Origin of the sequence: Sphaerotilus sp., assembly GCF_031429695.1 — a bacterium.
Classification (GTDB): Bacteria; Pseudomonadota; Gammaproteobacteria; order Burkholderiales; family Burkholderiaceae_C; genus Sphaerotilus.
Map to the genome: position 1 here is coordinate 24,033 of NZ_JANPAB010000005.1, position 22,540 is coordinate 46,572.

Sequence of the window (22,540 nt, forward strand, 5' to 3'; positions counted from 1 at the left end):
CATGCTCGACATCGGCATTTCCAAGATCATGCTCGTGGCAGGCATCGCGCTGGTCGTGATCGGCCCGGAGCGGCTGCCCCGCGTGGCCCGCATGGCCGGCACGCTGATCGGCCGGGCACAACGCTATGTCGCCGACGTGAAAGCCGAGGTCAACCGCTCGATCGAGCTGGAAGAGCTGACCAAGGTCCGCGAACAGTTCGAGACCGCGGCCCGCGACGTCAGCCAGTCGGTGTCCGGCGGGCTGAACGACGCCACGCGCGACGTGAACGCCGCCCTGGGCCAGCACGTCGATGGCGACACCCCGACCTACGAGCCCTACAACTGGGACAGTACACCGGCCCCGACGGCCTACAAGCCCCCCAAGAAGAACTGGCGCATCAAGCGTTCTGCGGTGCCCCAGTGGTACAAGAAGAGCGAGAACGTGCGCCGCCATGTGCAGTCGGGCGCCGCCCGGGTGGCACGATTCCGCCCTGCGCGCCCGACGCGTCCGCTCTGATCCATGTCCACTCCCCCCGATGAATTGCAAGGCACCGAAGCGCCCTTCGTCAGCCACCTGATCGAGCTGCGCGACCGCCTGCTCAAGACTGTCTACGGCGTCGGAGCGATCTTCGCGCTGCTGTGCCTGTTTCCCGGCCCGTCGCGGATGTACGACCTGCTGGCGCTGCCGCTGGTCAAGGCGCTACCCGTGGGCTCGAAGATGATCGCGGTCGGCGTTGTCTCGCCTTTCCTCATTCCGATCAAGGTGACGCTGCTGGTGGCCTTCGGCGCGGCCTTGCCATGGGTGCTCTACCAGATCTGGGCGTTTGTGGCGCCGGGGTTGTACAAGCACGAGCGTCGGCTGGTGCTGCCGCTGGTGACGAGCAGCACGGTGCTGTTCTACCTGGGCGTGTCCTTCTGCTATTTCTTTGTCTTCGGACAAGCATTCCCGGCCATCCAGTCGATGGCACCGGCTTCGGTGGCGGTGAGCCCGGACATCGAGGCCTACCTCGACTTCGTGATCACCATGTTCATCGCCTTCGGTGTGGCCTTCGAGGTGCCGGTGGCGGTGGTCGTGCTGACGCGGCTGGGCGTGCTCACGGTGGACCAGCTGCGCGAGTTCCGGCGTTACTTCTGGGTGGCCGCTGCGGCTGCCGCCGGGCTGGTGACGCCGCCGGATGCCGTGTCGATGGTCGCGCTGCTGCTGCCGATGGGCCTGCTGTACGAGGTGGGCATCGTGGCGTCGCAGTTCTTCCTGAAGCACACCCAGGCCCCTGCGTCGGAGTCGGCCGACTGACGGGCCACGCGGCGGCGACTCGGTTGGCTACTCGGCCGACTTGCGGCCCGCGACCTTGGCCTTCGGGCGCTGCGCGACTTTCACGGTGAGGTCCACCGCCTGCTCGCCGCGCTGCACCGTGATCACCGCTGACGACAGCGGCTTGAGTGCCGCCACGGCGTTGAGCAACTGCGCGGTATTGGCCACCGCCGAGGCTCCCACCTTCAGCACGACGTCACCCGGCTGCATGCCGGCGGCGCTGGCGGGGCCGTCCTGCAGCACGCCCGTGATCAGCACGCCGTGGTCCACCTTGAGCTTGAAGGACTCGGCCATGTCGGCGGTCAGGTCGCTGGGCTGCACGCCGATCCAGCCGCGGGTCACGACACCTTCGGTGATCAGCCCTTCCATCACCTGCCGTGCCGTGGACACCGGGATCGCGAAGCCGATCCCCATGCTGCCACCCGAGCGCGAGTAGATCGCCGTGTTGATGCCGAGCAACTGCCCGGTGGCATCGACGAGCGCACCGCCCGAATTGCCGGGGTTGATGGCGGCATCGGTCTGGATGAAGTTCTCGAAGGTGTTCAGCCCCAGCCCGGTGCGACCGACCGCGCTGACGATGCCCGAGGTGACCGTCTGCCCCACGTTGAACGGATTACCGATGGCCAGCACGACATCGCCCACCTGCAAGCCGTCCGCGTCCCCGAAGGTGATCGCAGGCAGGCCTTTGAGCGCCACCTTCAGCACCGCGAGGTCACTGTCCGGGTCGGTGCCGATCACCTTGGCCACCACGCGCCGACCATCGGCGAGGCCGATCTCGATCTGACCAGCGTTTTCGACCACGTGGTTGTTGGTGAGCAGGTAACCGTCGGCCGAAACGATCACGGCCGAGCCAGTGCCGCTGGTCGGGCCTTCCTGGTCACCAAAATAACGGTGGAACCAAGGCTCGGCCGGGTTGGGCTTGCGCTTGGGGTCCGCCGCCGCACTGGTGACCACGCTGACCACCGAAGGAGAGGCCCGCCGTGCCGCAGGCGCGAAACTGCCTGGGCTGGAAGAGGCACTGTTCGCACCCGCAGGCGGTGCCTGCGAGATGTTCAACTGCACGGCCGGGCCGCCGGCCGGCGCACCGATCCACTGCGGCTTGAGCGTGGCCAGCACGAAGACCACGGCCAGAGCGACCGTGACCGCTTGAGAGAATACGAGCCAGAGCCTGCGCATGGAGATCAAAGATGACTGAGAACGTGGTGAATCGAACCGAGTTGGCCGACCATCTGGAGCAGTATCTGGAGGTGACCCGGTTCGCCGATTATGGTCCCAACGGGTTGCAGGTGGAGGGGCGCGCCGAGGTGCGGCGCCTCGTCAGCGGGGTCACGGCCAGCCTCGCGCTGATCGAGGCCGCGGCCGCAGAAGGCGCGGACGCCATCCTCGTTCACCACGGCCTGTTCTGGCGCGGCCAGGATGGCCGTGTGACCGGCTGGATGAAACAGCGCCTGGCCGCGCTGCTGCGCCACGACATCAACCTGTTCGCGTTCCACCTGCCTCTGGATGCCCACCCCACGCTCGGCAACAACGCGCAGCTCGGCGTCCAGCTCGGGCTGGTCACCGAAGGCACCTTCGGCGACAAGGCGCTCGGCGTGATCGGCCGGCCGGTCGATGGCCCCTGCACGCTGGATGCGCTGGCGGCCCGGATCGGGACACGGTTGGGCCGGGCGCCGGTCGTGGCCCCGGGTGATGGCCGGGAAGTCCGACGGGTGGCCTGGTGCACGGGCGGCGCGCAGGGCTGGTTTGAATCAGCGATCGCGGCCGGGGCCGATGTCTACCTGACCGGAGAAATCTCCGAGCCACAGGCCCACATCGCCCGCGAAACCGGCGTGGCCTTCCTGGCCTGCGGGCACCACGCCACCGAGCGTTACGGCGTGCAGGCGCTCGGCGCGCACCTGGCCACGCACTTCGGCATAGAACACCGCTTCATCGACATCGACAACCCGGGCTGAGCCGGATCGGTGCCGTGCCGCTCAGGCCAACGCCGCCGCCAGCGCCCCGGCGTGCGGCCCGAACGCGAAGCTGTCCATCGCCAGCACACCGGCATCGACGCTGCTGTGGATGCGCACGACCGGTGACGCTTCGCCCCCGGCGCCCGCGGCGATGTAGTAAGGCAGCCAGTGTTCATCCGTCGGGTGCTGCAGCGCGGCACCGGGCGCCTGCTTGCGGTAGTCCAGCAAGGCAGGCCAGTCGCGCTCCGCACCGCGGGTGTGCACCCAGTCCTGGAACGCCACCACGTCCGGCTCGATCTGGCCCTCCGGCACGGTGCGCGCGCCGAAGAAGCGCCGCAGGTTGTGCGTCATCGCGCCGCTGCCAATGATGAGCACGCCGTCCTCGGCCAGCGCCGCCAGCGCACGGCCCGCCGCCCAGAGCTGCGCCGGCGTCCACGTCGGCACGAGCGTCAGCGGCACGACCGGCACTTCGGCACCAGGCCAGGCGCGCTTCATCACGGTCCAGATGCCGTGGTCCAGACCACTGGCGTCCACCGCCTGCGTCGGGATACCCGCCTCGCCCAGCCGGCGCGCCACCTCGTGCGCCAGCGACGCGTCACCGCGCACGTCGTAACGCTGCGCGTACAGCTCGGCCGGGAAGCCGCCGAAGTCGTGGATCGCCTCATGGCGGGCGCCCGCCAGCACCATCGGCTGGCGCGTGGCCGAATGCGGCGAGACGACCACCACCGCCCGCGGTCGCCCGAAGGTGCGGTCGATCGCCGCGCCGAGGCGGTCGAGGAACTGCGAGGCCGGCGATGTTTCGATGGCGATCATCGGCGAGCCGTGCGACAGGTAGAGCGGGGGCAAGGGATGTGTGTGCATGGTGGACTCGATTGAAGCACCGCGATCGGCCACCGACATTCTGTGCCTTTGCACACAGCGTTCGGCCGAGACCCGCGCGGTGGTGTACCTTGGCGGAATGAACACCGTGAACGTGCCTGCACCCGCCCTGTCGCCGACCACCACCCTCACTCCGCCATCGGTGCTGCGGCTGGCCTGGCGGCAACTGCTGCGCGATTTTCGGGCCGGAGAGCTGCGGCTGATGCTGGTGGCGGTGGCACTGGCGGTGGCGGCGATCTGCGCGGTGGGGTTTTTTGCCGATCGCCTGCAGGCCGGACTGGCGCGGGACGCACTGACGCTGCTCGGCGGCGACGCGGTGGTCGCCAGCGACCAGCCGCTGCCGGCCAGTTTCGAGGCGACCGCCCGCGAGATGGGCCTGAAGACCGCCCGCAACGTGCGCTTTCCGAGCATGGCCCGCGCGCCGGACGAACGCGGAGGGGCGTCGAAACTGGTGTCGGTCAAGGCGGTATCGACAGGCTATCCGCTGCGCGGCACGCTGGGCGTCAGCGAGAGCGCCACCGGGCCAGTGCGCGAGCAGACCTCAGGGCCGACGGCGGGCACGGTCTGGGTCGATGCCGCCGTGCTGGACGCGCTGGCTGTGCAGGTCGGCGATGCCCTGCTGCTGGGCGACGCCCGGCTGCGCATCGCGCAGGTGCTGCGGGTCGAGCCGGACCGGGACGCCGGCTTCATGAGCTTCGCACCCCGGGTCCTGCTGGCCGAGACCGATCTGGCCGCGACCGGCCTGATCCAGCCAGCCAGCCGCGTGAACTGGCGCTTGGCAGTGGTCGCTGCGGACACCAAACGGCGCGCCACAGCGCAGGCCGCCGTGCGCGGCTACGTCGCCTGGGTGGACGCCACCGTCGAGCGCGACCACCTGCGCGGCACCCGGGTCGAATCGATGGACAACGCCCGCCCCGAGATGCGCCAGACGCTGGACCGGGCCGCGCAGTTCCTGCAACTGGTGGCCGTGCTGGCGGCGCTGCTGGCGGCGGTGGCGGTGGGCATCGCGGCGCGGGGGTTTGCGGCGCGGCATCTGGACGCCTGCGCGATGCTGCGGGTGCTGGGCCTGCCGCAACGGCGGATCGCAGCCATCTACGGGCTGGAGCTGGGCCTGGTCGGTGTGGCGGCGAGTGCGCTGGGTGTATTGATCGGGCTGGTCGTCCACCAGGTATTCGTGGTCCTGCTGGCCGGGCTGGTGGAGACGAATCTCCCGGCGCCCGGCGCGTGGCCGGGGGTGTTCGGGCTGGCGGTCGGGCTGGTGCTGATCGCGGCGTTCGGGCTGCCGCCGGTGCTGCAACTGGCGCAGGTGCCGCCGCTGCGGGTGATCCGGCGCGACATGGGCGATCTGCGGGCCGCGTCGCTGGTGGTGCTGCTGGCGGGGCTGGCGGGCTACGCCGCGCTGCTGATGGTGGTGGCGCAGGATCCGAAGCTTGGTGCCATCGCGGTCGGCGGTTTTGCCGTGGCCTGGGCGGTGTTCGCGGGTGCCGCATGGCTGGCGGTGCAGGCGCTGCGCCGGGCGGTGCCCGAGGTGGGCGCGCCGCGCTGGCTCACGCTGGCCACGCGCAGCCTGAGTGCGCGGCCGGCGCTGGCCGTGCTGCAGGTCAGTGCGCTGGCGCTGGGCCTGATGGCGCTGATGCTGCTGGTGCTGCTGCGCACCGATCTGATCTCCAGTTGGCGCGCGGCCACGCCGGCAGACGCGCCGAACCGCTTCGTCATCAACATCCTGCCCGAGCAAGGTGATGCGTTCCGGCAGTCCCTGGCGAATTCGGCGGTCACCCGCTATGACTGGTACCCGATGATCCGCGGCCGGCTGGTGGCCGTGAACGGCCGCGAGGTCGGGCCGTCCAGCTACCCGGATGTGCGCGCACAGCGGCTGGTCGAGCGCGAGTTCAACCTCAGCCACAGCGCGGTGCTGCCCGGCCACAACGAGGTGGTCACCGGTCAGTGGAAGGCGGAGGAAACCGACGGCCTGAGCGTGGAGGAGGGACTGGCGAAGACGCTCGGGCTGAAGCTGGGCGACCAGATGCGCTTCGACATCGCCGGCACGCCGATCGAAGGCCGCATCAGCAGCCTGCGCAAGGTGGACTGGGGCTCGATGCGGGTGAACTTCTTCGTGATGTTTCCGCGCAGCCAGATGCCCGACCTGCCGGCGACCTACATCGCCGCTCTGCGGGCGCCGGCCAAGCCCGGCTTCGACGCCGCGCTCGCGCATGATTTCCCCAACATCACCAGCGTGGACGTGTCGGCCCAGCTCGGGCAGGTGCAGCGCGTGCTGGACCAGGTGATCCGGGCGGTGGAGTTCCTGTTCGGCTTCACGCTGTGCGCGGGCCTGCTGGTGCTGTTCGCCGCCGTGAGCGCCACCCGGGAGGCACGCGCCCGGGAGTTCGCGCTGCTGCGTGCGATGGGTGCCGGCAGCGTGCTGCTGCGGCAGGTGCAGCGGGCGGAGTTGCTCGGCGTGGGTGCGCTGGCGGGTTTGCTGGCCTCGGTTGCGGCACTGGCCGTGGGCTGGGCGCTGGCGCGGGAGGTGTTCAATTTCCAGTGGAACCCGCCGCTGTGGGTGCCGCTGTTCGGCTCGGCGGCGGGTGCGTTGCTGGCGCTGGGGGCGGGATGGTGGAGCCTGCGCGAGGTGCTGCGCCGCCCGGTGAGCGAAACGCTGCGGCAGGCCACCACCTGAGGTCTGGCGAAATGCCTGAATTCAGCGTCGGCTGACCAGCGTGCCCACGTCCAGGATCAGCGCCACCTTGCCGTTGCCGAGGATGGTGGCACCAGAGACATCGGGAATGCGGCGGAAGTGGGTCTCCAGGTTCTTCACCACCACCTGCTGCTGCCCGACCAGCTCATCGACCAGCAGGGCCGCGCGCAAGCCCTCGGATTCCACGATGACCATGATGCCCGGCGCCGCCTGTCCCTCGGTCCGCGGCGAACCCAGCAGCTCGGCCAGATCGACCACCGGCAGGTAGTCGTCGCGCACCTTGGCCACCCGGCCACCGCCGCCCAGCGAGCGAATCGAGTCGGGGCCGACCAGATCGCTCTCGACGACCGAGGCCATCGGCAGGATGTAGACCTCGTCGCGCACTGCCACGCTCATGCCGTCCATGATGGCGAGCGTCAGCGGCAGGCGCACCTTGACGCTCATGCCGCAACCCGGCGCCGAGTCGATCTCGACCCGTCCACCCAGCCCGGTGATGTTCTTCTTCACCACGTCCATGCCGACACCACGGCCGGAGACGTCGGTGACGACATCCGCCGTCGAGAACCCCGGCTCGAAGATCAGGTTCCAGACCTGCGTGTCGGTCAGCGAGTCCGGCGCCGCCAGTCCGCGTTCGCGGGCCTTGGACAGCAGCTTCTCGCGCGACAGGCCCTTGCCATCGTCGCGCACCTCGATCACGACCGAGCCGCCCTGGTGCCAGGCAGACAGCGTGATCGTGCCGTGCGCGGTCTTGCCGCTCTGGGTGCGGACCTGGGGCAGTTCGATGCCGTGGTCGCAGGAATTGCGCACCAGGTGGGTCAGCGGATCGGTAATCTTCTCGACCAGGCCCTTGTCCAGCTCGGTCGCCTCGCCGATGGTGACCAGCTCGACCTGCTTGCCCAGCTTGCTGGACAGGTCGCGCAGCATGCGCGGAAAGCGGCTGAAGACCGCCGACATCGGGATCATGCGGATCGACATCACGGCGTCCTGCAGATCCCGTGAATTGCGCTCCACCAGGCTGATCGACGACAGCAGCGCCTGGTGCGCGACCGGGTCGAGCGCGCGGCTGCTCTGGATCAGCATGGCCTGCGTGATCACCAGCTCGCCGACGAGGTTGATGAGCTGGTCGACCTTGTCCACCGACACACGCAGCGTTGTCGCATCCACCGCAGCCCCGGCTCCCCCACCCCCGGGCCGTGGCGCCGCGGGTGCCGCGACCGCGCTGGCGGCAGGCGCGGCCTGCGCCGCCGTGGTCGCCTTGACGGCCGCCTGTGATGGTGCGCCCGGATTGCCTTCATGGAAACCGTAGCCCAGACCGAGCACACTGAGGTGCACCTGCGCCCGATCGACGTGGAAGCTGAACAGATCCAGCAGCTCCGAGTCGGTGCAGCTGGTCGTCACGCTGAAGCGGCGCATGCCATCGACGGCTTCGCCAAAGTCGAGCGGACGCATCTCGCCCAGACCCGGGATTTCCTCGAACAGCTCGTGCAGATGGTTGGCTGCACCCGGATGGTCCAGCGGTCCGATGCGCACCTCCAGCTCGCGCTGACCAACCAGCGACTTGATCGGCGCAGCGGCAGCGGCCGGCGCGTCAGCCGACGAAGCGCGCGCCAATGCCGCCGCCGGGGAACTCGACAGGCGAGCCAGTTGCCGGATATCGGCCACGAGCGGCTCGGTGGGCGGGGTTTCCGGCGCCTGTCCCTGGCGGAACGAGAGCTGTGCCCACAGGGCATCACCGCCGCGCAGCAGCACGTCGACCATCGGTGGCGTCGGCGACAGCTCGTGGCGGCGCAGCCGGTCCAGCAGCGTCTCCATCTCGTGCGACAGCTCGGCCACTTCGGTGAAGCCGAAGGTGGCGGCACCGCCCTTGATCGAGTGGGCAACACGGAAGATGGCGTTGAGCGTCTCGTCATCGACGGCGGCCGGGTCCAGTGCGAGCAGCAACTGCTCCATGCGCTGGAGATTCTCGGCCGCCTCTTCGAAGAAGGTCTGGTGAAACTGCTGCAGATCGAGACCACCGTCGCTGGAGCGGTTTGGGTCTCGGTGGTCCTGGGTGGAGTCAGTCATGGAGTACGCCTGGAGATGAACGCCGCATTCAGCGGATGACCATGCGAAGGACTTCGAGCAGCTTGATCGCATCGAAGGGCTTGACCAGCCAGCCGGTCGCACCCGCGTCGCGCCCCGCCCGCTTCATGTCCTCGCCGGACTCGGTCGTGAGGATGAGGATGGGGGTGGACTGGTATTGCGAGGTCTCGCGCAGCTTGCGGGTCAGCGAGGTGCCGTCCAGCCTGGGCATGTTCTGGTCGGTCAGGATCAGGTCGAAGGCCTGCCTTCCGGCCTTGTCCCAGGCATCGGCGCCGTCGACCGCTTCCACCACCTGGTAGCCGGCGCTCTTGAGCGTGAAAGAAACCATCTGCCGCATGGAGGCGGAGTCATCGACAGCGAGGATCAAAGGCATGAAGCACTACTCCGGCAGGGGCCAGACGCGTCCTGGTTGCAGGGTATGCGTCAACTGTCTCATTTTTTCTCACTACCGGGCCCTGGTGGTGCAAGGATCACGCCGCAAAATCCAGCCCAGTTTCCAGGAGACGCACCATGTACCGCCCGCCTCCACCGCGCCGCCTGCGCATCCTGCACCTCGAAGACTCGGACATGGACCACCAGCTGGTCCTGGTCCACCTGCGCCGCGGCGGCATCGAGGCCACGATGCACCGGGTCGACACCGAAGGGGCCTTTCTCGCGGCCCTCGGCCAGAGCTGGGATGCCGTCATCTCGGACTACAACCTGCCGGGCTTCTCCGGGCTGATCGCGCTGGAGCTGCTGCGCGACCGCGACACGCTGCTGCCCTTCATCCTCGTCTCGGGCGAGATCGGCGAGGACACAGCCGTGGAGGCCATGCGCAATGGCGCCTCCGACTATCTGCTCAAGAGCAACCTGAACCGGCTGGTGCCCGCGCTGCTGCACGCGGTGGAGGTCTGTGAAGGCCAGCGGGCACGCCAGCGCACGGACGAGGAACTGACCCGCTCGCGCAAGCGCCTGTCGGAGCTGGCCCAGCACTTGCAGACCAGCATCGAGATGGAGCGCGCCGCCATCGCCCGCGAGGTCCACGACGATGTGGGCGGCTCGCTGACTGCGGTCAAGTTCGATCTGGCCTGGATCGCCCGCCATGCCCCGAATGGCCCGATGGCCGAACGCGCCCAGCAGGCGCTGGAGTCCGTCAACCACGCCATCGAGGCCAGCCAGCGGATCATGCACAACCTGCGTCCCGCCATCCTGGAGCAGGGTCTGGTGGCCGCGCTGCAGTGGATGACCCAGCGCTTCGAGCGCCGCACCGGCATGCGCACCACCTTCCGCACCAGCCACGACCACCTCAGCCTGTCACCCGGTGTGCCGCTGGTGGCCTACCGCACGGCCCAGGAAGCGTTGACCAACATCTCCAAGCACGCCCAGGCCAACCGGGTCCAGGTGGACCTGACCGTGGCGGCCGGCGTGTTGTCGCTGGAGATCAGCGACAACGGCCGCGGGCTGGCCAACGGCGATCTGGGCAAGGACCATTCGTTCGGAATTCGCGGCTTGCATGAACGAGCGGACACCGTGGGCGGCTGGATCGACCTGAGCAGCTCGCCGACCGGCACGACCCTGATACTCTCCATGCCTCTCGATCTGAGCGGCGAGCTTTCGCATTCCGGCGATGCCGAGACCGATCTCCCGCTGACCAGCAGCCCGCATGATCCCTCCACCTGGGGCGCCCTATGACCCGCGTAATTCTCTGTGACGACCATGCCCTGATCCGCCGGGGCATCCGCGACACGCTGGCCGAGCAGCCCGACATGCAGATCGTCGGCGAGGCCGGCGAATATGGCGAGCTGCGCACCCTGCTGCGCACCACCACCTGCGACGTGCTGGTGCTGGACATCAACATGCCGGGGCGCAGCGGTCTGGACGTGCTGCACGCGCTCAAGGACGAAGGCTCGCCGATCCGGGTGCTGATCGTGTCGATGTACCCGGAGGACCAGTACGCGCTGCGCGCCCTGCGCGGCGGCGCCTACGGCTACGTCAACAAGGGCGGCGACACGGCGCAGATCGTCACCGCCGTGCGGATGGTGGCGCAAGGCCGCAAGTACATCACCGCCGAGATGGCGCAGATGCTGGTCGAAAGCCTGACCACGCCCGCCCCGGAAGCCGCGCACGACAAGCTCTCCGACCGCGAACTGCAGACGCTGACGATGATCGCCTCCGGCAAGCGGCTGAGCGACATCGCCGAGCAGCTGTCGCTGAGCCCGAAGACGGTGAGCGTCTACCGGGCGCGGGTGCTGGAGAAGCTCAGCCTCACGAACAACTCGGAACTGACGGTCTACGCGATCCGCAACGAGCTGGTCTGACGCCAGCCAGCGCTCAGATCCGCACCGGAATCCCGCGCGCCGCCATCAGCGCCTTGGCCTCGCCGACCGTGTGCTCGCCGTAGTGGAAGATGCTGGCGGCCAGCACCGCATCCGCCCCGCCCTGCTGCACGCCATCGGCGAGGTGGTCGAGATTGCCGACACCACCCGACGCGATCACGGGCACCGACACGGCATCCGCGACCGCGCGGGTCAGCGCCAGGTCGAAGCCGATCTTGGTGCCGTCGCGGTCCATGCTGGTCAGCAGGATCTCGCCGGCGCCCATCTCGGCCATCTGGCGCGCCCAGGCCACGGCGTCGAGGTGCATGTTCTTGCGCCCGCCGTGGGTGTAGACATCCCAGCCCGGCCCCTTGGCGGCCAGATCCTCGCCGACACGCTTCTTGGCGTCGATGGCGACGACGATGCACTGCGCGCCGTACTTCTCCGACGCCTCGCGGATCACCTGGGGATTGGCCACGGCGGCCGAGTTGAAGCTCACCTTGTCCGCGCCCGCGTTGAGCAGCCGGCGCACATCGGCCACCGTGCGCACGCCGCCGCCCACCGTCAGCGGGATGAAGACCTGCGACGCCACCGCCTCGATGATGTGCAGGATCAGGTCGCGGCCGTCGCTGGTGGCGGTGATGTCGAGGAAGGTCAGCTCGTCGGCGCCCTGGTCGTTGTAGCGGGCGGCGATGTCCACCGGATCGCCCGCGTCGCGCAGGCCGACGAAGTTGACGCCCTTGACGACCCGGCCGCCGGTCACGTCGAGGCAGGGAATGATGCGTTTGGCGAGCATGGGGGTCCGTTCCGGCTCAGGCCGTGGTGCCATTGCGTTCGTCGGCCAGGCGCTGCCCTGCCGCGAAATCGAGGTCGCCGGTGTAGATCGAACGCCCGCAGATCACGCCCTGCACGCCCTCGCTCTCCACCGCGCACAGCGCCTCGATGTCGGCGATGTTGGACAGTCCGCCCGAGGCGATCACCGGGATCGTCAGCGCCTGCGCCAGCTTCACGGTGGCGTCGATGTTGATGCCGGTGAGCATGCCGTCGCGGCCGATGTCGGTGTAGATGATGCTTTCGACGCCGTAGCCCTCGAACTTCTTCGCCAGATCCACGACCTCATGGCCGCTGAGCTTGCTCCAGCCGTCGGTGGCGACCAGCCCATCCTTGGCGTCGAGGCCCACGATGATGTGGCCGGGGAAGGCAGTGCAGGCATCGCGCAGGAAGCCGGGGTTCTTCACCGCCGCCGTGCCGATGATCACGTAGGTGATGCCGGCGTCGAGGTAACGCTCGATGGTGTCGAGGTCGCGGATACCGCCGCCAAGTTGCACGGGGATCTTGCCATCCACCTCGGCCAGGATCGACTGGATCGCCCCGGCGTTGACCGGTTTGCCGGCGAATGCGCCATTCAGGTCCACCAAGTGCAGGCGTCGGCCGCCCGCGTCGAGCCAGCGGCGGGCGACCACCGAAGGGTCGGCGCCGAAGGTGGTGGAATCGTTCATGTCACCTTGCTTGAGGCGCACGCATTGGCCGTCTTTGAGATCGATCGCCGGAATCAGCAGCATGTCAGGGCTTCCAAGCTAGGAAATTGCGGTACAGCGCCAGCCCGTGGGCGGCACTTTTTTCGGGGTGAAACTGGGTGGCGAAAATGTTGTCCCGCGCCACCGCGCAGGTGAACGACGCGCCGTAATCGGTCTCGCCGGCCGTGTGGCGCGGGTCGTCGGGCGTCGTGAAGTAGCTGTGGACGAAGTAGAACCAAGCGCCGTCGGGCACACCCGCCCAGACCGGATGCACCGCTCCGTCATGGGCGAACTGGCGCACGCGGTTCCAGCCCATCTGCGGCACCTTGTAGCGGCTGCCATCGGGCTGCAGGCGACCGTCCAACTGGAAACGCTTCACGCGGCCGGGGATCAGGCCGAGGCCGGGCGTGTCCTGCTCCTCGGAGTGGTCCAGCAGCATCTGCATCCCGACGCACACGCCCATCAGCGGCTTGGTCGCGGCGGCTTCGAGCACGGCGTCCTTCAGCCCGGAATCGTGCAGCTCGCGCATGCAGTCGCGCATCGCGCCCTGCCCCGGCAGCACGACACGCTCCGCGGCGCGTACCTCGTCGGGCTTTGACGTCACGACGACCTCCAGCCCCGAGCCTTGCGCCACATGCAGCACCGCCTGCGACACCGAGCGCAGGTTGCCCATGCCGTAATCGACGACGGCGACGGTGCGACGGTTCGTGCTGGTCATCAGAGGCACCCCTTGGTGGACGGGATCACGCCGGCCGAGCGCGGATCGGGCGTGATCGCCATGCGCACTGCGCGGCCGAACGCCTTGAACATCGTCTCGCACTGGTGGTGGGCGTTGTGGCCCTTGAGGTTGTCGATGTGCAGGCTGACCAGCGCGTGGTTGACGAAGCCCTGGAAGAACTCGTAGACGAGCTGCGTGTCGAGCGCGCCGATCATCCCGGCGGTGAACTTCACGTCCATCTCCAGCCCCGGCCGCCCGGAAAAGTCGATGACGACGCGGGACAGCGCCTCGTCCAGCGGCACGTAGCTGTGGCCGTAGCGCGTCAGGCCCTTCTTGTCGCCGACCGCCTTGGCCACCGCCATGCCCAGCGTGATGCCGACGTCTTCGACCGTGTGGTGGCCGTCGATGTGCAGGTCGCCGTCAGCCTCGATCTCCAGGTCGATCAGGCCGTGGCGGGCGATCTGGTCGAGCATGTGGTCGAAGAAGCCGATGCCGGTGGCGAGCTTGGACACGCCGGAGCCGTCGAGGTTGACCCGCACGCGGATCTTGGTCTCGTTGGTGTTGCGCTGGATCTCGGCGATCCGGGGGGAGAAGTCAGTGCTGACGCTGCTTGGAGTGTTCATGGTGCTCATCTTCAGACCGACACACGCAGCGCGTCGATCATGCGGGTATTTTCTTCCGGGGTGCCGACCGTCAGGCGCAGGCAGTTGGCCAGCAACGGGTGAAGCGCCGCGACATGCTTGATGAGGACGCCGCGCTGCTTCATGCCCTCGAAGGTCGCCTTCGAATCGGCGACGCGCACGAGGATCATGTTCGCCTCGCTCGGCCAAGCCTGCACGCCGGGCATGTCGCGCAGCGCCGCTTGCAGCCGCTCGCGCTCTTGGCGCAATACCGCGGCTTGGCGGGCGTATTCGTCGGCGTGTTCCAGGGCGAACAGCGCGGCTTCAGCGTTCAGCACGCTGACGTTGTACGGCGGGCGTGCCTTGTCGATCTCGGCGATCAGCGCGGCCGGCCCGACCATGTAGCCCAGGCGGATACCGGCGAGGCCGAACTTGCTCAGGGTGCGCATCACCAGCACGTGGTCATGCTCGCCTGCCCGCGGCAGCCAGGTGCGCGAGGAAAACGGCTGGTACGCCTCGTCGAACACGATCAGCCCGTTCTGTGCGCTGACCGCCGCGACGATCTTCTCGATCACGGCGTCGTCGAACAGGTTGGCGGTCGGGTTGTTCGGGTAGGCGATGTAGGTGATCGCGGGGCGGTGCTGCTCGATCGCGGCCAGCATCGCGGCCTCGTCCAGCTCGAAATCCGCCGTCAACGGCACGCCGACGAAGTTCAGCCCCTGCAACTGCGCCGACATCGCGTACATCACGAAGCCCGGCACCGGCGCCAGGACCGTGGCACCCGGCACGTCGCAGGCCAGCGCCAGCAGCGAGATCAGTTCGTCCGAGCCATTGCCGAGCATCAGCGCACAGCCTTCCGGCATCGCGATGTGGGCGGCCAGCGCGGACTTCAGGTCGTCAATGCGCCCGCCAGGGTAGCGGTTGATCGCCACCTCGCCGAGGCGCTGCCCCAGTTCGGCCTGCAGCGCGGGCGGGAGCAGGAAAGGGTTCTCCATCGCGTCCAGCTTGATGAAACCGGCGCTCGGCTGGACGGCGTAGGCGTGCATGCCCTGGACATCCTGGCGGAGCGTGGTCGAGAGGCGTGCGGGAAGTGCGGGAAGTGCGGTCATGGTGGGGATAAGGGCATGTCAAGAACCTCGGTCCCGACAACAAACGGATTGAGGATCTGCAACCGATCCATCTGCTGGCCATGCTGCAGGTCTTCGGTGAGCAGGTAGCGGCAGCCTTGCTGCTGGGCGGCGGCCACCATCAGCGCGTCCCAGTAGCTCAGCGCGAAACGGTCTTGCAGCGTCCAGGCCAGATCGACCGTGGTGTCATCGACCGTCCACGGCCGCCAGGTCCGGTAACGCCGCACCAGGGCACGCCCTTCGGCCAAGTCGAGCTGCGGGGCGGTGCGGCGCAAGTTGACATACAGCTCGTTGAGCACCTGCGTGCTCAGGCGACCACAGCCTTCGCGCCAGCAATGGGCGACCCAGGCCGACGCACGCCCCTGCTTGTCCGGCACACGGGGATCCTGCGCATACAGCAGGACGTTGGTGTCAACGAAAACGGTCGAGTCGCTCGGCATAGACCTCGTCCCGTGACAGGTACGGACGTTCAAAAGGAATCGGCGTGAACGCCAGTGCCTCGCGCATCGCCCGTTCATAGGCGTCATCGTGGTGCATCTTTTCCGCCAGGAACTCGCCCAGCAGCCGCGAGACGCTGGTATTGCGGCGGGCGGCCTCCATGCGTGCCCAATCGGCCACATGGTCTTCCATGGTGATGGTGACGTTTTTCATCATCGCTCCGTTACACGAATACAGTGTTGCAAGATATTCGTGCAACACGAACTTCGTGTCAACAGCATCTCAACGATTCCTGAGGCGGAACTCGGCGGCCTGCGCATGCGCCTGCAAGCCTTCGCCATAGGCCAGCTCCGCCGCGATCACACCCAGCGTCTGCGCCCCCTGCTCGCTCACCTCGATCAGGCTGCTGCGCTTCTGGAAGTCATACACCCCCAACGGCGACGAAAAACGCGCAGTGCCCGAAGTCGGCAGCACATGGTTCGGACCGGCGCAGTAGTCGCCCAGGCTTTCGCTCGTGTACGCGCCCAGGAAGATCGCCCCGGCGTGGCGCAGCAGCGGCTCCCAGCGGTGCGGATCAGACGAGCTGACTTCCAGATGCTCCGGCGCGATGCGGTTGCTGATCGCGCAGGCTTCATCCATGTCGCGGGTCAGGATCAGCGCACCCCGCCCTTCCAGCGAGGCGCGGATCACGTCGCATCGCGGCATGGCGTCGATCAGGCGGTCGATCTCGGCCTGCACCTTGGCGATGTACCCGGCGTCCGGGCACAGCAGGATGGACTGCGCCAGCTCGTCGTGCTCGGCCTGCGAGAAGAGGTCCATCGCGACCCAGTCGGGCGGCGTCGTGCCATCGGCCAGCACGAGGATTTCCGACGGGCCGGCGATCATGTCGATGCCCACCTGACCGAAGACACGCCGCTTGGCGCTCGCCACGTAGGCGTTGCCGGGGCCGGTGACCTTGTCCACACGCGGCACGGTCGCCGTCCCGTAAGCCAGCGCGCCGACCGCCTGCGCCCCGCCGATCGTGAACACCCGGCTCACGCCCGCGACATGGGCGGCGGCCAGCACCAGCGCGTTCTTCTCGCCCTTCGGCGTCGGCACGACCATGATGATCTCGCCGACCCCAGCGACGTGCGCCGGGATCGCGTTCATCAGCACCGAGGACGGATACGCCGCCTTGCCGCCCGGCACATAGATGCCGACGCGGTCCAGCGGCGTGACCTTCTGGCCGAGCAGCGTGCCGTCCTCGTCGCGGTACTGCCAGCTCAGGCCGCACGCCTGCAATTGCCGCTCGTGGTAGCTGCGCACACGCTTCGCTGCGGCTTCCAGCGCGTGGCGCTGCGCGGGCGTGATCGCCTCGAACGCGGCCTTCAGTTCCTCGCGGGTCAGCTCCAGCGCGGCCATCGACTCGGCCTGCATGCCATCGAAGCGGTTCGTGTACTCGATCACCGCCGCGTCGCCGCGCTGCTGCACGTCCTTCAGGATGGCCGCGACCCGCTCCTCGATCGCGTGGTCCGTCTCCGCCGACCAATGCAGCACGCGCTGGAACTCGGCGTCGAAGTCCGGGGCGGCGGTGTTCAGGTGGCGGATGGCGACGGGGGACATGGCGGGGCTTTCTTCAGTCTTTGGGGATGGCGGAGGCAAAAGCGTCGATCAGCGGCCGAAGCTGGTCACGCTTGAGCTTGAGCGCAGCCTGGTTGACGACGAGGCGCGACGAGATCTGCATGAACGGCTCGACCTCGACGAGGTGGTTCGCCACCAGCGTCTTGCCGGTGGAGACCAGATCGACGATGGCGTCGGCCAGCCCGGTCAGCGGCGCGAGTTCCATCGAGCCATACAGCTTGATCAGATCGACGTGGACGCCCTTGTCGGCGAAGTGCTGGCGGGCGATGGCGGTGTACTTGGTCGCCACGCGGATGCGCGACCCCTGCTTCACCGCTGCCGCGTAGTCGAAGCCTTCGCGCACCGCCACGCTCATGCGGCACTTGGCGATGTTCAGGTCCAGCGGCTGGTAGAGACCTTGGCCGCCGTGCTCGATCAGGATGTCCTTGCCGGCCACGCCGAGGTCGGCGCCGCCGTACTGCACGTAGGTCGGCACGTCGGTGGCGCGCACCAGCACGACCTGCACGTCCGGCCGGTTCGTCGGCAGGATCAGCTTGCGGGACTTCTCGGGGTCTTCCAGCACCTCGATGCCGGCAGCGGCCAGCAGCGGCAGCGTTTCCTCGAAGATCCGGCCCTTGGACAGCGCCAGCGTGATCATTCCGTTCGTGGGCGCGTTCGTGCTCATGCCGGAACCCTTTCGATGTCCGCGCCGATGCCGCGCAGCTTCACTTCCATGGCGTCGTAGCCGCGGTCGAGGTGGTAGATGCGGTCCACGGTGGTCACGCCGTCGGCCACCAGCCCGGCGATCACCAGCGACGCCGAAGCGCGCAGGTCAGTCGCCATCACGGTCGCGCCCGACAGGCGCGGGATGCCTTCGACCAGCGCCGTGTGGCCGTCCACGGCGATGTGCGCGCCCAGCCGGACCAGCTCGTTGACGTGCATGAAGCGGTTCTCGAAGATCGTCTCGGTCACCCGCGCCACGCCCTCGGCGATGCAGTTCACGGCCATGAACTGCGCCTGCATGTCGGTCGGGAACAGCGGGTGCTCGCTGGTGCGGAAGCTCACGGCCTTGGGGCGTGCGCTCATCTGCACGCGGATCCAGTCGTCGCCCACCTCGACCGTGACACCGGCTTCGCGCAGCTTGGTGATCACGGCGTCCAGGTGGCGCGCGTCGGCGCGGCGCAGCGTCACGTCGCCGCCCGCTGCGGCGACGGCGCACAGGAAGGTGCCGGCCTCGATGCGGTCCGGGATGATCTGGTGCGGCACCTTCGGCGCGTGCAGGCGCTCGACGCCAGTGATGCGCAGGTGGCTGGTGCCGCGGCCCTCAATTTGCGCGCCCATCGAGACGAGCAGGTCCACGAGGTCGGTGATCTCCGGCTCCTGCGCGGCGTTTTCCAGCACCGTCTCGCCGTCGGCCAGCGTCGCGGCCATCAGCAGGTTCTCGGTGCCGGTGACGGTCACCATGTCGGTGGTGATGCGGGCGCCCTTGAGACGGGGCGAGGCGGTGGCGTGGATGTAGCCATGCTCGACGCGGATCTCGGCGCCCATCGCCCGCAGGCCCTTGATGTGCTGATCGACCGGCCGCGAACCGATCGCGCAGCCGCCCGGCAGCGACACCCGCGCGACACCGAAGCGCGCCAGCAGCGGGCCGAGCACGAGGATCGAGGCGCGCATCGTCTTCACGAGGTCGTAGGTCGCCTCGGTGGAGGTGATGTTCGAGGCATCGACGGTCACCACGTCCGGCTGCTCGGCCGTGCGGGTGGAGGTGGCGCCGAGCTGGGCGAGCACCTTGAGCGTGGTCGCCACGTCCTTGAGCACCGGCACGTTGGCCAGCGTCACCGGCTCGGCCGTCAGCAGCGTCGCGCACAGCTCGGGCAGGGCGGCGTTCTTGGCGCCGGAGATCGTGACTTCACCCTGGAGGGTGCGGCCGCCGCGAATGAGGAGCTTGTCCATCGGTGTGTGCCTGTGCGGGCGCGAGGTCCGGGCCGGGGATCGGGCGGGCCTGTCGCACACCGCAGGGGCATGCACACGCCCGCGCCGCAGCCTGGGCCGCGCGCGGGGTGGTCAATGGTGGGAGGGGGTGGCCGGGGTGGCTTGCGCAGCCCACTCGGTCGGGGTGAGCGTCTTCATCGACAGCGCGTGGATCTCTTCGCGCATGCGCTCGCCAAGGGCTGCGTAGACGAGCTGGTGGCGGGCCACGCGCAGCTTGCCGGTGAAGGCGCTGGAGACGATGGTGGCAAAGAAATGACGGCCGTCGCCTTCGACTTCGAGGTGCTCGCAGGACAGGCCGGCGGCAATGAAATCGCGGACTTGGGTGGGGGTGGGATCGGCCATGGTGCGCGAGATTGTAGCGGCATCGGCATCGGCTTATGATCTTACTTTCGTCTTACCCTGGAGGTGTCCAATGGAAACCATCCCAACGACACGCATGTCCAGCAAGGGGCAAATCATCATCCCCAAGCCCTTGCGCACCCTGTACCACTGGGCACCTGGCACCGAGCTGGAAGTCATCGACGTGGGAGATGGCCTGCTGCTGCGCCCGCGTGTCACGTTTCCCGTCACCCGACTGGACGACGTGGTCGGCTGCCTGCCGTACACCGGCCCGGCGCTGACCGACGACGACATCGCTGCTGCGTTGGCGAAGGGCGTGAAGGAGCAGTGGCTTGATCGCGATTGACACCAACGTCGTCGTGCGCTTTCTCGTCGCCGACGAGCCGGCGCAGCACGCCGCCAGCGCCCGCCTGCTGCGCGAGCACGACGTGTTCGTGCCGGACACGGTGGTGATCGAGACCGAGTGGGTGCTGCGCTTCGCCTACCGGTTCGAGCCGGCACAGGTGGTGCGCGGCCTGCGCGGACTGTTCGGATTGCCGAACGTGCATCTGGCGCAGGCCGCCCCGATCGCGCAGGCGCTGCGGTGGCATGAAACGGATGGGCTGGATTTCGCCGACGCGCTCCATCTGGCGCAGAGTCAGCACCTCGCCGCGCTGAAGACCTTCGACCGGAAGTTCATCCGGCGGGCGACGACGCTGGGCACCTGCCGTGTCGAAGCGCCGGATTGACCGACGAGGCGAATACCCGCCTCAGTGCCGCAGCTTGTACCCGCTCGCCAGCAGCCGCAGCGCCACCGTCGCGATCACCAGGAAGCTGACCGACACGACCCCCAGGCTCACCCACGGCGACACGTCGCTGACGCCGAAGAAACCACGCCGGAAGCCGTCGATCATGTAGAAGAACGGGTTCAGGTGGCTGATCTGCTGCCAGATGCCGGGCAGCGAATGCACCGAATAGAACACGCCCGACAGGAAGGTCATGGGCATGATGATGAAGTTCTGGAACGCCGCCATCTGGTCGAACTTGTCGGCCCACAGCCCGGCGATCAGGCCCAGGCTGCCCATCATCGCCGCGCCCAGCACCGCAAACACCAGCGCCCACCACGGCTCGGCCATGCGCAGCGGTGCGAACCACACCGTCACCGCGAACACGCCGAACCCCACCACCACGCCCCGCACCACCGACGCACCGACGTAGGCGACAAACCACGCCCAGTGCGACAGCGGCGAGACCAGCAGGAAGACCAGGTTGCCGGTGATCTTGCTCTGCACCAGGCTGGAGGAGCTGTTGGCGAAAGCGTTCTGCAGCACGCTCATCATCACCAGCCCCGGGATCAGGAAGCTGGTGTAGCCCACCGAGTCGTAGACCTTCACATGGTCTTCGAGCACATGGCCGAAGATCAGCAGGTACAGCACCGCCGTGAGCACGGGCGCCGCCACCGTCTGGAAACCGACCTTCCAGAAGCGCAGCACCTCCTTGTAGAACAGCGTGCCGGCGCCGGCGAAGACCGGGTTCGTGGATGTCGTTGCGGACGTGCTCATGCGCGGCCTCCTTGCATGATTTCGAGGAACACGTCTTCAAGGTCAGCGCGGCCGATTTCGAGGTCTTCCAGCCGCACACCCGCCGTGCGCAGGCGTGCCAGCAGTTGCTCGACCTCGGCGGCGTCGTGCGCCTTGACCTGCGCGATGCGGCCGGTGACGCGGGCGTGGGCGGCGATGTCGGCGGGCAACGCGTCGTCGGTCTTGAAGCGCAGCATCGTGCTCGACGTGCCCGCGAGCAAGTTGCTCGTGCGGTCGAGAGCGACGATGCGGCCCTGCTTGAGCATCGCGATCCGGCCGCACAGCGCCTCGGCCTCTTCGAGGTAGTGCGTGGTCAGCAGCACGGTGTGGCCTTCCTTGTTCAGCCGGGCGATGAACTGCCACAGCGTCTGGCGCAGCTCCACGTCCACGCCCGCCGTCGGCTCGTCCAGCACGATGACCGGCGGCCGGTGCACCAGCGCCTGCGCGACCAGCACCCGGCGCTTCATCCCGCCCGACAGTTGCCGCATGTTGGCGCCGGCCTTGTCCGCGAGGCCGAGGCCGCTCAGCAGCTCGTCGATCCAGGCGTCGTTGCCCTTCACGCCGAAGTAGCCGCTCTGGATGCGCAGCGTCTCGCGCACCGAGAAGAAAGGGTCGAACACGAGTTCCTGCGGGACGATGCCGAGCGCCTTGCGGGCCGCCGCGTAGTCGTCCACCACGTCATGGCCCATGACGCGCACGCGGCCGGTCGTCGCCCGCGACAGGCCGGCCAGGATGCTGATCAGGGTGGTCTTGCCGGCGCCGTTGGGGCCGAGCAGACCGAAGAATTCACCTGGGGCGATGTCGAGGCTGACACCGTCGAGGGCCTGCAATGCACCGCGCGGGGTGCTGAAGGTCTTGCTGACCTGCTGGAAGGAGATGGCCGGAGTCATTGCGGGGGGATTGTAGAGAGACCGCGCAATTCCTCACGCGGGCGACGGCAGCTCTCTCGATACAGTCGGCGCAACCTGAACCATCGAAGGAGTCCCGCGATGCAACGCCCCGCTGTCCTGCTGCTGCCCCTGGCGCTGACCCTGCTGATCGCCCTGCCCGGCTGCGCTGTCCACACCCCGGCCGGCTCGGTCATCATCGACCCGCCGCCCGTTGCCCGCCCGGCTGGCGGTCCGGGCCACGGCAACGGCAACGGCAACGGCAACGGCAACGGCACGTTCTGTCCGCCTGGGCAGGCCAAGAAGGGCAATTGTTGATTAGCCTCACAAGAGAACTGCATCCATGTCGCAGATTCACTCCCACTATGAAAACCTCAAGGTTGCTCGAAGTGCTCCACCAGAAGTTATTCGTGCGGGGCTTTGTTGCACAACCCACCCAGCCGGCCGGTGGTCGAGCGGTGAGGTAGGCTGACGGGATGAGCAAGCCGGCGAAGAAGAAGTACACGACGAAGAACTGGTCGCCCTACACGAAGGCGCTGAGAGCCAGGGGGTCG

General features: G+C 68.1%; 26 protein-coding genes. 9 read left to right on the forward strand and 17 right to left on the reverse strand.

The window, feature by feature from the left end; translation table 11 throughout:
• Position 1 precedes the first annotated feature (1 nt).
• Positions 2-496 carry a Sec-independent protein translocase protein TatB gene (gene tatB / locus RMP06_RS00410; protein ID WP_310459798.1) on the forward strand — a complete coding sequence of 165 codons (495 nt, stop codon included), beginning with the start codon at positions 2-4 and terminating at the stop codon, positions 494-496.
• A 3-nt stretch (positions 497-499) separates the two neighbouring features.
• Positions 500-1,273, forward strand: coding sequence for a twin-arginine translocase subunit TatC (tatC, locus tag RMP06_RS00415; RefSeq protein ID WP_310459799.1), 774 nt, complete (start codon positions 500-502; stop codon positions 1,271-1,273).
• Positions 1,274-1,300: 27 nt separating this feature from the next.
• Here tatC and RMP06_RS00420 read toward each other — a convergent pair whose 3' ends face one another.
• A complete protein-coding gene (locus RMP06_RS00420) occupies positions 1,301-2,467 on the reverse strand; it encodes a S1C family serine protease (protein ID WP_310459800.1) in 1,167 nt (388 codons plus the stop codon).
• A gap of 11 nt (positions 2,468-2,478) precedes the next feature.
• On the opposite strand from RMP06_RS00420, the gene RMP06_RS00425 reads away from it, so the two are divergent.
• Positions 2,479-3,243 carry a Nif3-like dinuclear metal center hexameric protein gene (locus RMP06_RS00425; protein ID WP_310459801.1) on the forward strand — a complete coding sequence of 255 codons (765 nt, stop codon included), beginning with the start codon at positions 2,479-2,481 and terminating at the stop codon, positions 3,241-3,243.
• A 21-nt stretch (positions 3,244-3,264) separates the two neighbouring features.
• Here the strand turns inward: RMP06_RS00425 and RMP06_RS00430 are convergent, their stop codons facing one another.
• Positions 3,265-4,104: a DODA-type extradiol aromatic ring-opening family dioxygenase gene (locus RMP06_RS00430; protein WP_310459802.1), complete on the reverse strand. Its 840-nt coding sequence runs from the start codon at positions 4,102-4,104 to the stop codon at positions 3,265-3,267.
• Positions 4,105-4,201: 97 nt separating this feature from the next.
• On the opposite strand from RMP06_RS00430, the gene RMP06_RS00435 reads away from it, so the two are divergent.
• Positions 4,202-6,796, forward strand: coding sequence for an ABC transporter permease (locus RMP06_RS00435; protein WP_310459803.1), 2,595 nt, complete (start codon positions 4,202-4,204; stop codon positions 6,794-6,796).
• A 21-nt stretch (positions 6,797-6,817) separates the two neighbouring features.
• On the opposite strand, the gene RMP06_RS00440 is transcribed toward RMP06_RS00435, so the two are convergent.
• Both RMP06_RS00440 and RMP06_RS00445 read right to left on the reverse strand, forming a co-directional pair.
• On the reverse strand, positions 6,818-8,878 hold the full coding sequence (locus tag RMP06_RS00440) for a chemotaxis protein CheA (protein WP_310459804.1): 2,061 nt from the start codon (positions 8,876-8,878) through the stop codon (positions 6,818-6,820).
• Between the two features lie 28 nt (positions 8,879-8,906).
• Complete coding sequence (locus RMP06_RS00445; protein WP_310459805.1) at positions 8,907-9,269, reverse strand: response regulator; 363 nt, start codon at positions 9,267-9,269, stop codon at positions 8,907-8,909.
• Between the two features lie 137 nt (positions 9,270-9,406).
• On the opposite strand from RMP06_RS00445, the gene RMP06_RS00450 reads away from it, so the two are divergent.
• Together RMP06_RS00450 and RMP06_RS00455 are read left to right on the forward strand one after the other, a co-directional pair.
• A complete protein-coding gene (locus RMP06_RS00450) occupies positions 9,407-10,567 on the forward strand; it encodes a hybrid sensor histidine kinase/response regulator (protein WP_310459806.1) in 1,161 nt (386 codons plus the stop codon).
• A complete protein-coding gene (locus RMP06_RS00455; protein WP_310459807.1) occupies positions 10,564-11,193 on the forward strand; it encodes a response regulator in 630 nt (209 codons plus the stop codon). Before RMP06_RS00450 ends, RMP06_RS00455 begins: the two co-directional genes overlap by 4 nt.
• Positions 11,194-11,206: 13 nt before the next feature.
• On the opposite strand, the gene hisF is transcribed toward RMP06_RS00455, so the two are convergent.
• The 11 genes from hisF to RMP06_RS00510 all read right to left on the reverse strand — a co-directional run bounded on the left by hisF (position 11,207) and on the right by RMP06_RS00510 (position 19,543).
• Entirely contained in the window at positions 11,207-11,986 is a 780-nt protein-coding gene (hisF, locus tag RMP06_RS00460) for an imidazole glycerol phosphate synthase subunit HisF (protein WP_310459808.1), read from the reverse strand.
• Between the two features lie 16 nt (positions 11,987-12,002).
• Positions 12,003-12,752: a 1-(5-phosphoribosyl)-5-[(5-phosphoribosylamino)methylideneamino]imidazole-4-carboxamide isomerase gene (gene hisA / locus RMP06_RS00465; RefSeq protein ID WP_310459809.1), complete on the reverse strand. Its 750-nt coding sequence runs from the start codon at positions 12,750-12,752 to the stop codon at positions 12,003-12,005.
• Between the two features lies 1 nt (position 12,753).
• Positions 12,754-13,425, reverse strand: coding sequence for an imidazole glycerol phosphate synthase subunit HisH (gene hisH, locus RMP06_RS00470; RefSeq protein WP_310459810.1), 672 nt, complete (start codon positions 13,423-13,425; stop codon positions 12,754-12,756).
• Positions 13,425-14,048, reverse strand: coding sequence for an imidazoleglycerol-phosphate dehydratase HisB (gene hisB / locus RMP06_RS00475; RefSeq protein WP_310459811.1), 624 nt, complete (start codon positions 14,046-14,048; stop codon positions 13,425-13,427). The genes hisH and hisB overlap by 1 nt, the downstream gene beginning before the upstream one ends.
• Positions 14,049-14,059: 11 nt before the next feature.
• Entirely contained in the window at positions 14,060-15,154 is a 1,095-nt protein-coding gene (gene hisC, locus RMP06_RS00480; RefSeq protein WP_310459812.1) for a histidinol-phosphate transaminase, read from the reverse strand.
• Entirely contained in the window at positions 15,151-15,612 is a 462-nt protein-coding gene (locus RMP06_RS00485; RefSeq protein ID WP_310459813.1) for a PIN domain-containing protein, read from the reverse strand. Before RMP06_RS00485 ends, hisC begins: the two co-directional genes overlap by 4 nt.
• The gene (locus RMP06_RS00490) at positions 15,584-15,823 is read right to left on the reverse strand and encodes a CopG family transcriptional regulator (protein ID WP_310459814.1); all 240 of its coding nucleotides are present in this window, start codon (positions 15,821-15,823) and stop codon (positions 15,584-15,586) included. The genes RMP06_RS00485 and RMP06_RS00490 overlap by 29 nt, the downstream gene beginning before the upstream one ends.
• A gap of 69 nt (positions 15,824-15,892) precedes the next feature.
• A complete protein-coding gene (gene hisD, locus RMP06_RS00495; RefSeq protein WP_310459815.1) occupies positions 15,893-17,212 on the reverse strand; it encodes a histidinol dehydrogenase in 1,320 nt (439 codons plus the stop codon).
• 13 nt (positions 17,213-17,225) lie between these two features.
• Entirely contained in the window at positions 17,226-17,867 is a 642-nt protein-coding gene (hisG, locus tag RMP06_RS00500; RefSeq protein WP_310459824.1) for an ATP phosphoribosyltransferase, read from the reverse strand.
• Between the two features lie 23 nt (positions 17,868-17,890).
• Positions 17,891-19,162 carry a UDP-N-acetylglucosamine 1-carboxyvinyltransferase gene (gene murA / locus RMP06_RS00505; RefSeq protein ID WP_310459816.1) on the reverse strand — a complete coding sequence of 424 codons (1,272 nt, stop codon included), beginning with the start codon at positions 19,160-19,162 and terminating at the stop codon, positions 17,891-17,893.
• A gap of 111 nt (positions 19,163-19,273) precedes the next feature.
• Positions 19,274-19,543 carry a BolA family protein gene (locus RMP06_RS00510; protein ID WP_310459817.1) on the reverse strand — a complete coding sequence of 90 codons (270 nt, stop codon included), beginning with the start codon at positions 19,541-19,543 and terminating at the stop codon, positions 19,274-19,276.
• A gap of 70 nt (positions 19,544-19,613) precedes the next feature.
• Between RMP06_RS00510 and RMP06_RS00515 the strand changes: the two genes are divergently transcribed.
• Both RMP06_RS00515 and RMP06_RS00520 read left to right on the forward strand, forming a co-directional pair.
• Positions 19,614-19,886: an AbrB/MazE/SpoVT family DNA-binding domain-containing protein gene (locus RMP06_RS00515; protein WP_310459818.1), complete on the forward strand. Its 273-nt coding sequence runs from the start codon at positions 19,614-19,616 to the stop codon at positions 19,884-19,886.
• Entirely contained in the window at positions 19,873-20,268 is a 396-nt protein-coding gene (locus tag RMP06_RS00520) for a type II toxin-antitoxin system VapC family toxin (protein WP_310459819.1), read from the forward strand. The genes RMP06_RS00515 and RMP06_RS00520 overlap by 14 nt, the downstream gene beginning before the upstream one ends.
• Before the next feature lie 21 nt (positions 20,269-20,289).
• On the opposite strand, the gene RMP06_RS00525 is transcribed toward RMP06_RS00520, so the two are convergent.
• Positions 20,290-21,081, reverse strand: a complete 792-nt coding sequence (locus RMP06_RS00525; protein WP_310459820.1) for an ABC transporter permease — start codon at positions 21,079-21,081, stop codon at positions 20,290-20,292.
• Positions 21,078-21,989, reverse strand: a complete 912-nt coding sequence (locus RMP06_RS00530) for an ABC transporter ATP-binding protein (protein ID WP_310459821.1) — start codon at positions 21,987-21,989, stop codon at positions 21,078-21,080. The genes RMP06_RS00525 and RMP06_RS00530 overlap by 4 nt, the downstream gene beginning before the upstream one ends.
• A gap of 99 nt (positions 21,990-22,088) precedes the next feature.
• Here RMP06_RS00530 and RMP06_RS00535 point away from each other — a divergent pair, with 99 nt between their 5' ends.
• Positions 22,089-22,304 (forward strand): hypothetical protein, encoded by a 216-nt coding sequence (locus RMP06_RS00535; protein WP_310459822.1) that lies wholly within the window; start codon positions 22,089-22,091, stop codon positions 22,302-22,304.
• Positions 22,305-22,540: the final 236 nt, after the last annotated feature.

Coding starts and splice junctions, on each gene's coding strand:
- RMP06_RS00485 (WP_310459813.1), bottom strand. CDS start 15,612: ATGCCGAGCGACTCGACCGTTTTCGTTGACACCAACGTCCTGCTGTAT.
- RMP06_RS00535 (WP_310459822.1), top strand. CDS start 22,089: ATGCAACGCCCCGCTGTCCTGCTGCTGCCCCTGGCGCTGACCCTGCTG.
- RMP06_RS00425 (WP_310459801.1), top strand. CDS start 2,479: ATGACTGAGAACGTGGTGAATCGAACCGAGTTGGCCGACCATCTGGAG.
- hisF (WP_310459808.1), bottom strand. CDS start 11,986: ATGCTCGCCAAACGCATCATTCCCTGCCTCGACGTGACCGGCGGCCGG.
- RMP06_RS00445 (WP_310459805.1), bottom strand. CDS start 9,269: ATGCCTTTGATCCTCGCTGTCGATGACTCCGCCTCCATGCGGCAGATG.
- RMP06_RS00530 (WP_310459821.1), bottom strand. CDS start 21,989: ATGACTCCGGCCATCTCCTTCCAGCAGGTCAGCAAGACCTTCAGCACC.
- RMP06_RS00455 (WP_310459807.1), top strand. CDS start 10,564: ATGACCCGCGTAATTCTCTGTGACGACCATGCCCTGATCCGCCGGGGC.
- hisA (WP_310459809.1), bottom strand. CDS start 12,752: ATGCTGCTGATTCCGGCGATCGATCTCAAAGACGGCCAATGCGTGCGC.
- RMP06_RS00490 (WP_310459814.1), bottom strand. CDS start 15,823: ATGAAAAACGTCACCATCACCATGGAAGACCATGTGGCCGATTGGGCA.
- tatC (WP_310459799.1), top strand. CDS start 500: ATGTCCACTCCCCCCGATGAATTGCAAGGCACCGAAGCGCCCTTCGTC.
- murA (WP_310459816.1), bottom strand. CDS start 19,162: ATGGACAAGCTCCTCATTCGCGGCGGCCGCACCCTCCAGGGTGAAGTC.
- RMP06_RS00440 (WP_310459804.1), bottom strand. CDS start 8,878: ATGACTGACTCCACCCAGGACCACCGAGACCCAAACCGCTCCAGCGAC.
- hisG (WP_310459824.1), bottom strand. CDS start 17,867: ATGATCACGCTGGCGCTGTCCAAGGGCCGGATCTTCGAGGAAACGCTG.
- hisC (WP_310459812.1), bottom strand. CDS start 15,154: ATGACCGCACTTCCCGCACTTCCCGCACGCCTCTCGACCACGCTCCGC.
- RMP06_RS00420 (WP_310459800.1), bottom strand. CDS start 2,467: ATGCGCAGGCTCTGGCTCGTATTCTCTCAAGCGGTCACGGTCGCTCTG.
- RMP06_RS00430 (WP_310459802.1), bottom strand. CDS start 4,104: ATGCACACACATCCCTTGCCCCCGCTCTACCTGTCGCACGGCTCGCCG.
- RMP06_RS00435 (WP_310459803.1), top strand. CDS start 4,202: ATGAACACCGTGAACGTGCCTGCACCCGCCCTGTCGCCGACCACCACC.
- RMP06_RS00450 (WP_310459806.1), top strand. CDS start 9,407: ATGTACCGCCCGCCTCCACCGCGCCGCCTGCGCATCCTGCACCTCGAA.
- hisB (WP_310459811.1), bottom strand. CDS start 14,048: ATGAACACTCCAAGCAGCGTCAGCACTGACTTCTCCCCCCGGATCGCC.
- hisD (WP_310459815.1), bottom strand. CDS start 17,212: ATGTCCCCCGTCGCCATCCGCCACCTGAACACCGCCGCCCCGGACTTC.
- RMP06_RS00525 (WP_310459820.1), bottom strand. CDS start 21,081: ATGAGCACGTCCGCAACGACATCCACGAACCCGGTCTTCGCCGGCGCC.
- RMP06_RS00515 (WP_310459818.1), top strand. CDS start 19,614: ATGGAAACCATCCCAACGACACGCATGTCCAGCAAGGGGCAAATCATC.
- tatB (WP_310459798.1), top strand. CDS start 2: ATGCTCGACATCGGCATTTCCAAGATCATGCTCGTGGCAGGCATCGCG.
- RMP06_RS00510 (WP_310459817.1), bottom strand. CDS start 19,543: ATGGCCGATCCCACCCCCACCCAAGTCCGCGATTTCATTGCCGCCGGC.
- hisH (WP_310459810.1), bottom strand. CDS start 13,425: ATGACCAGCACGAACCGTCGCACCGTCGCCGTCGTCGATTACGGCATG.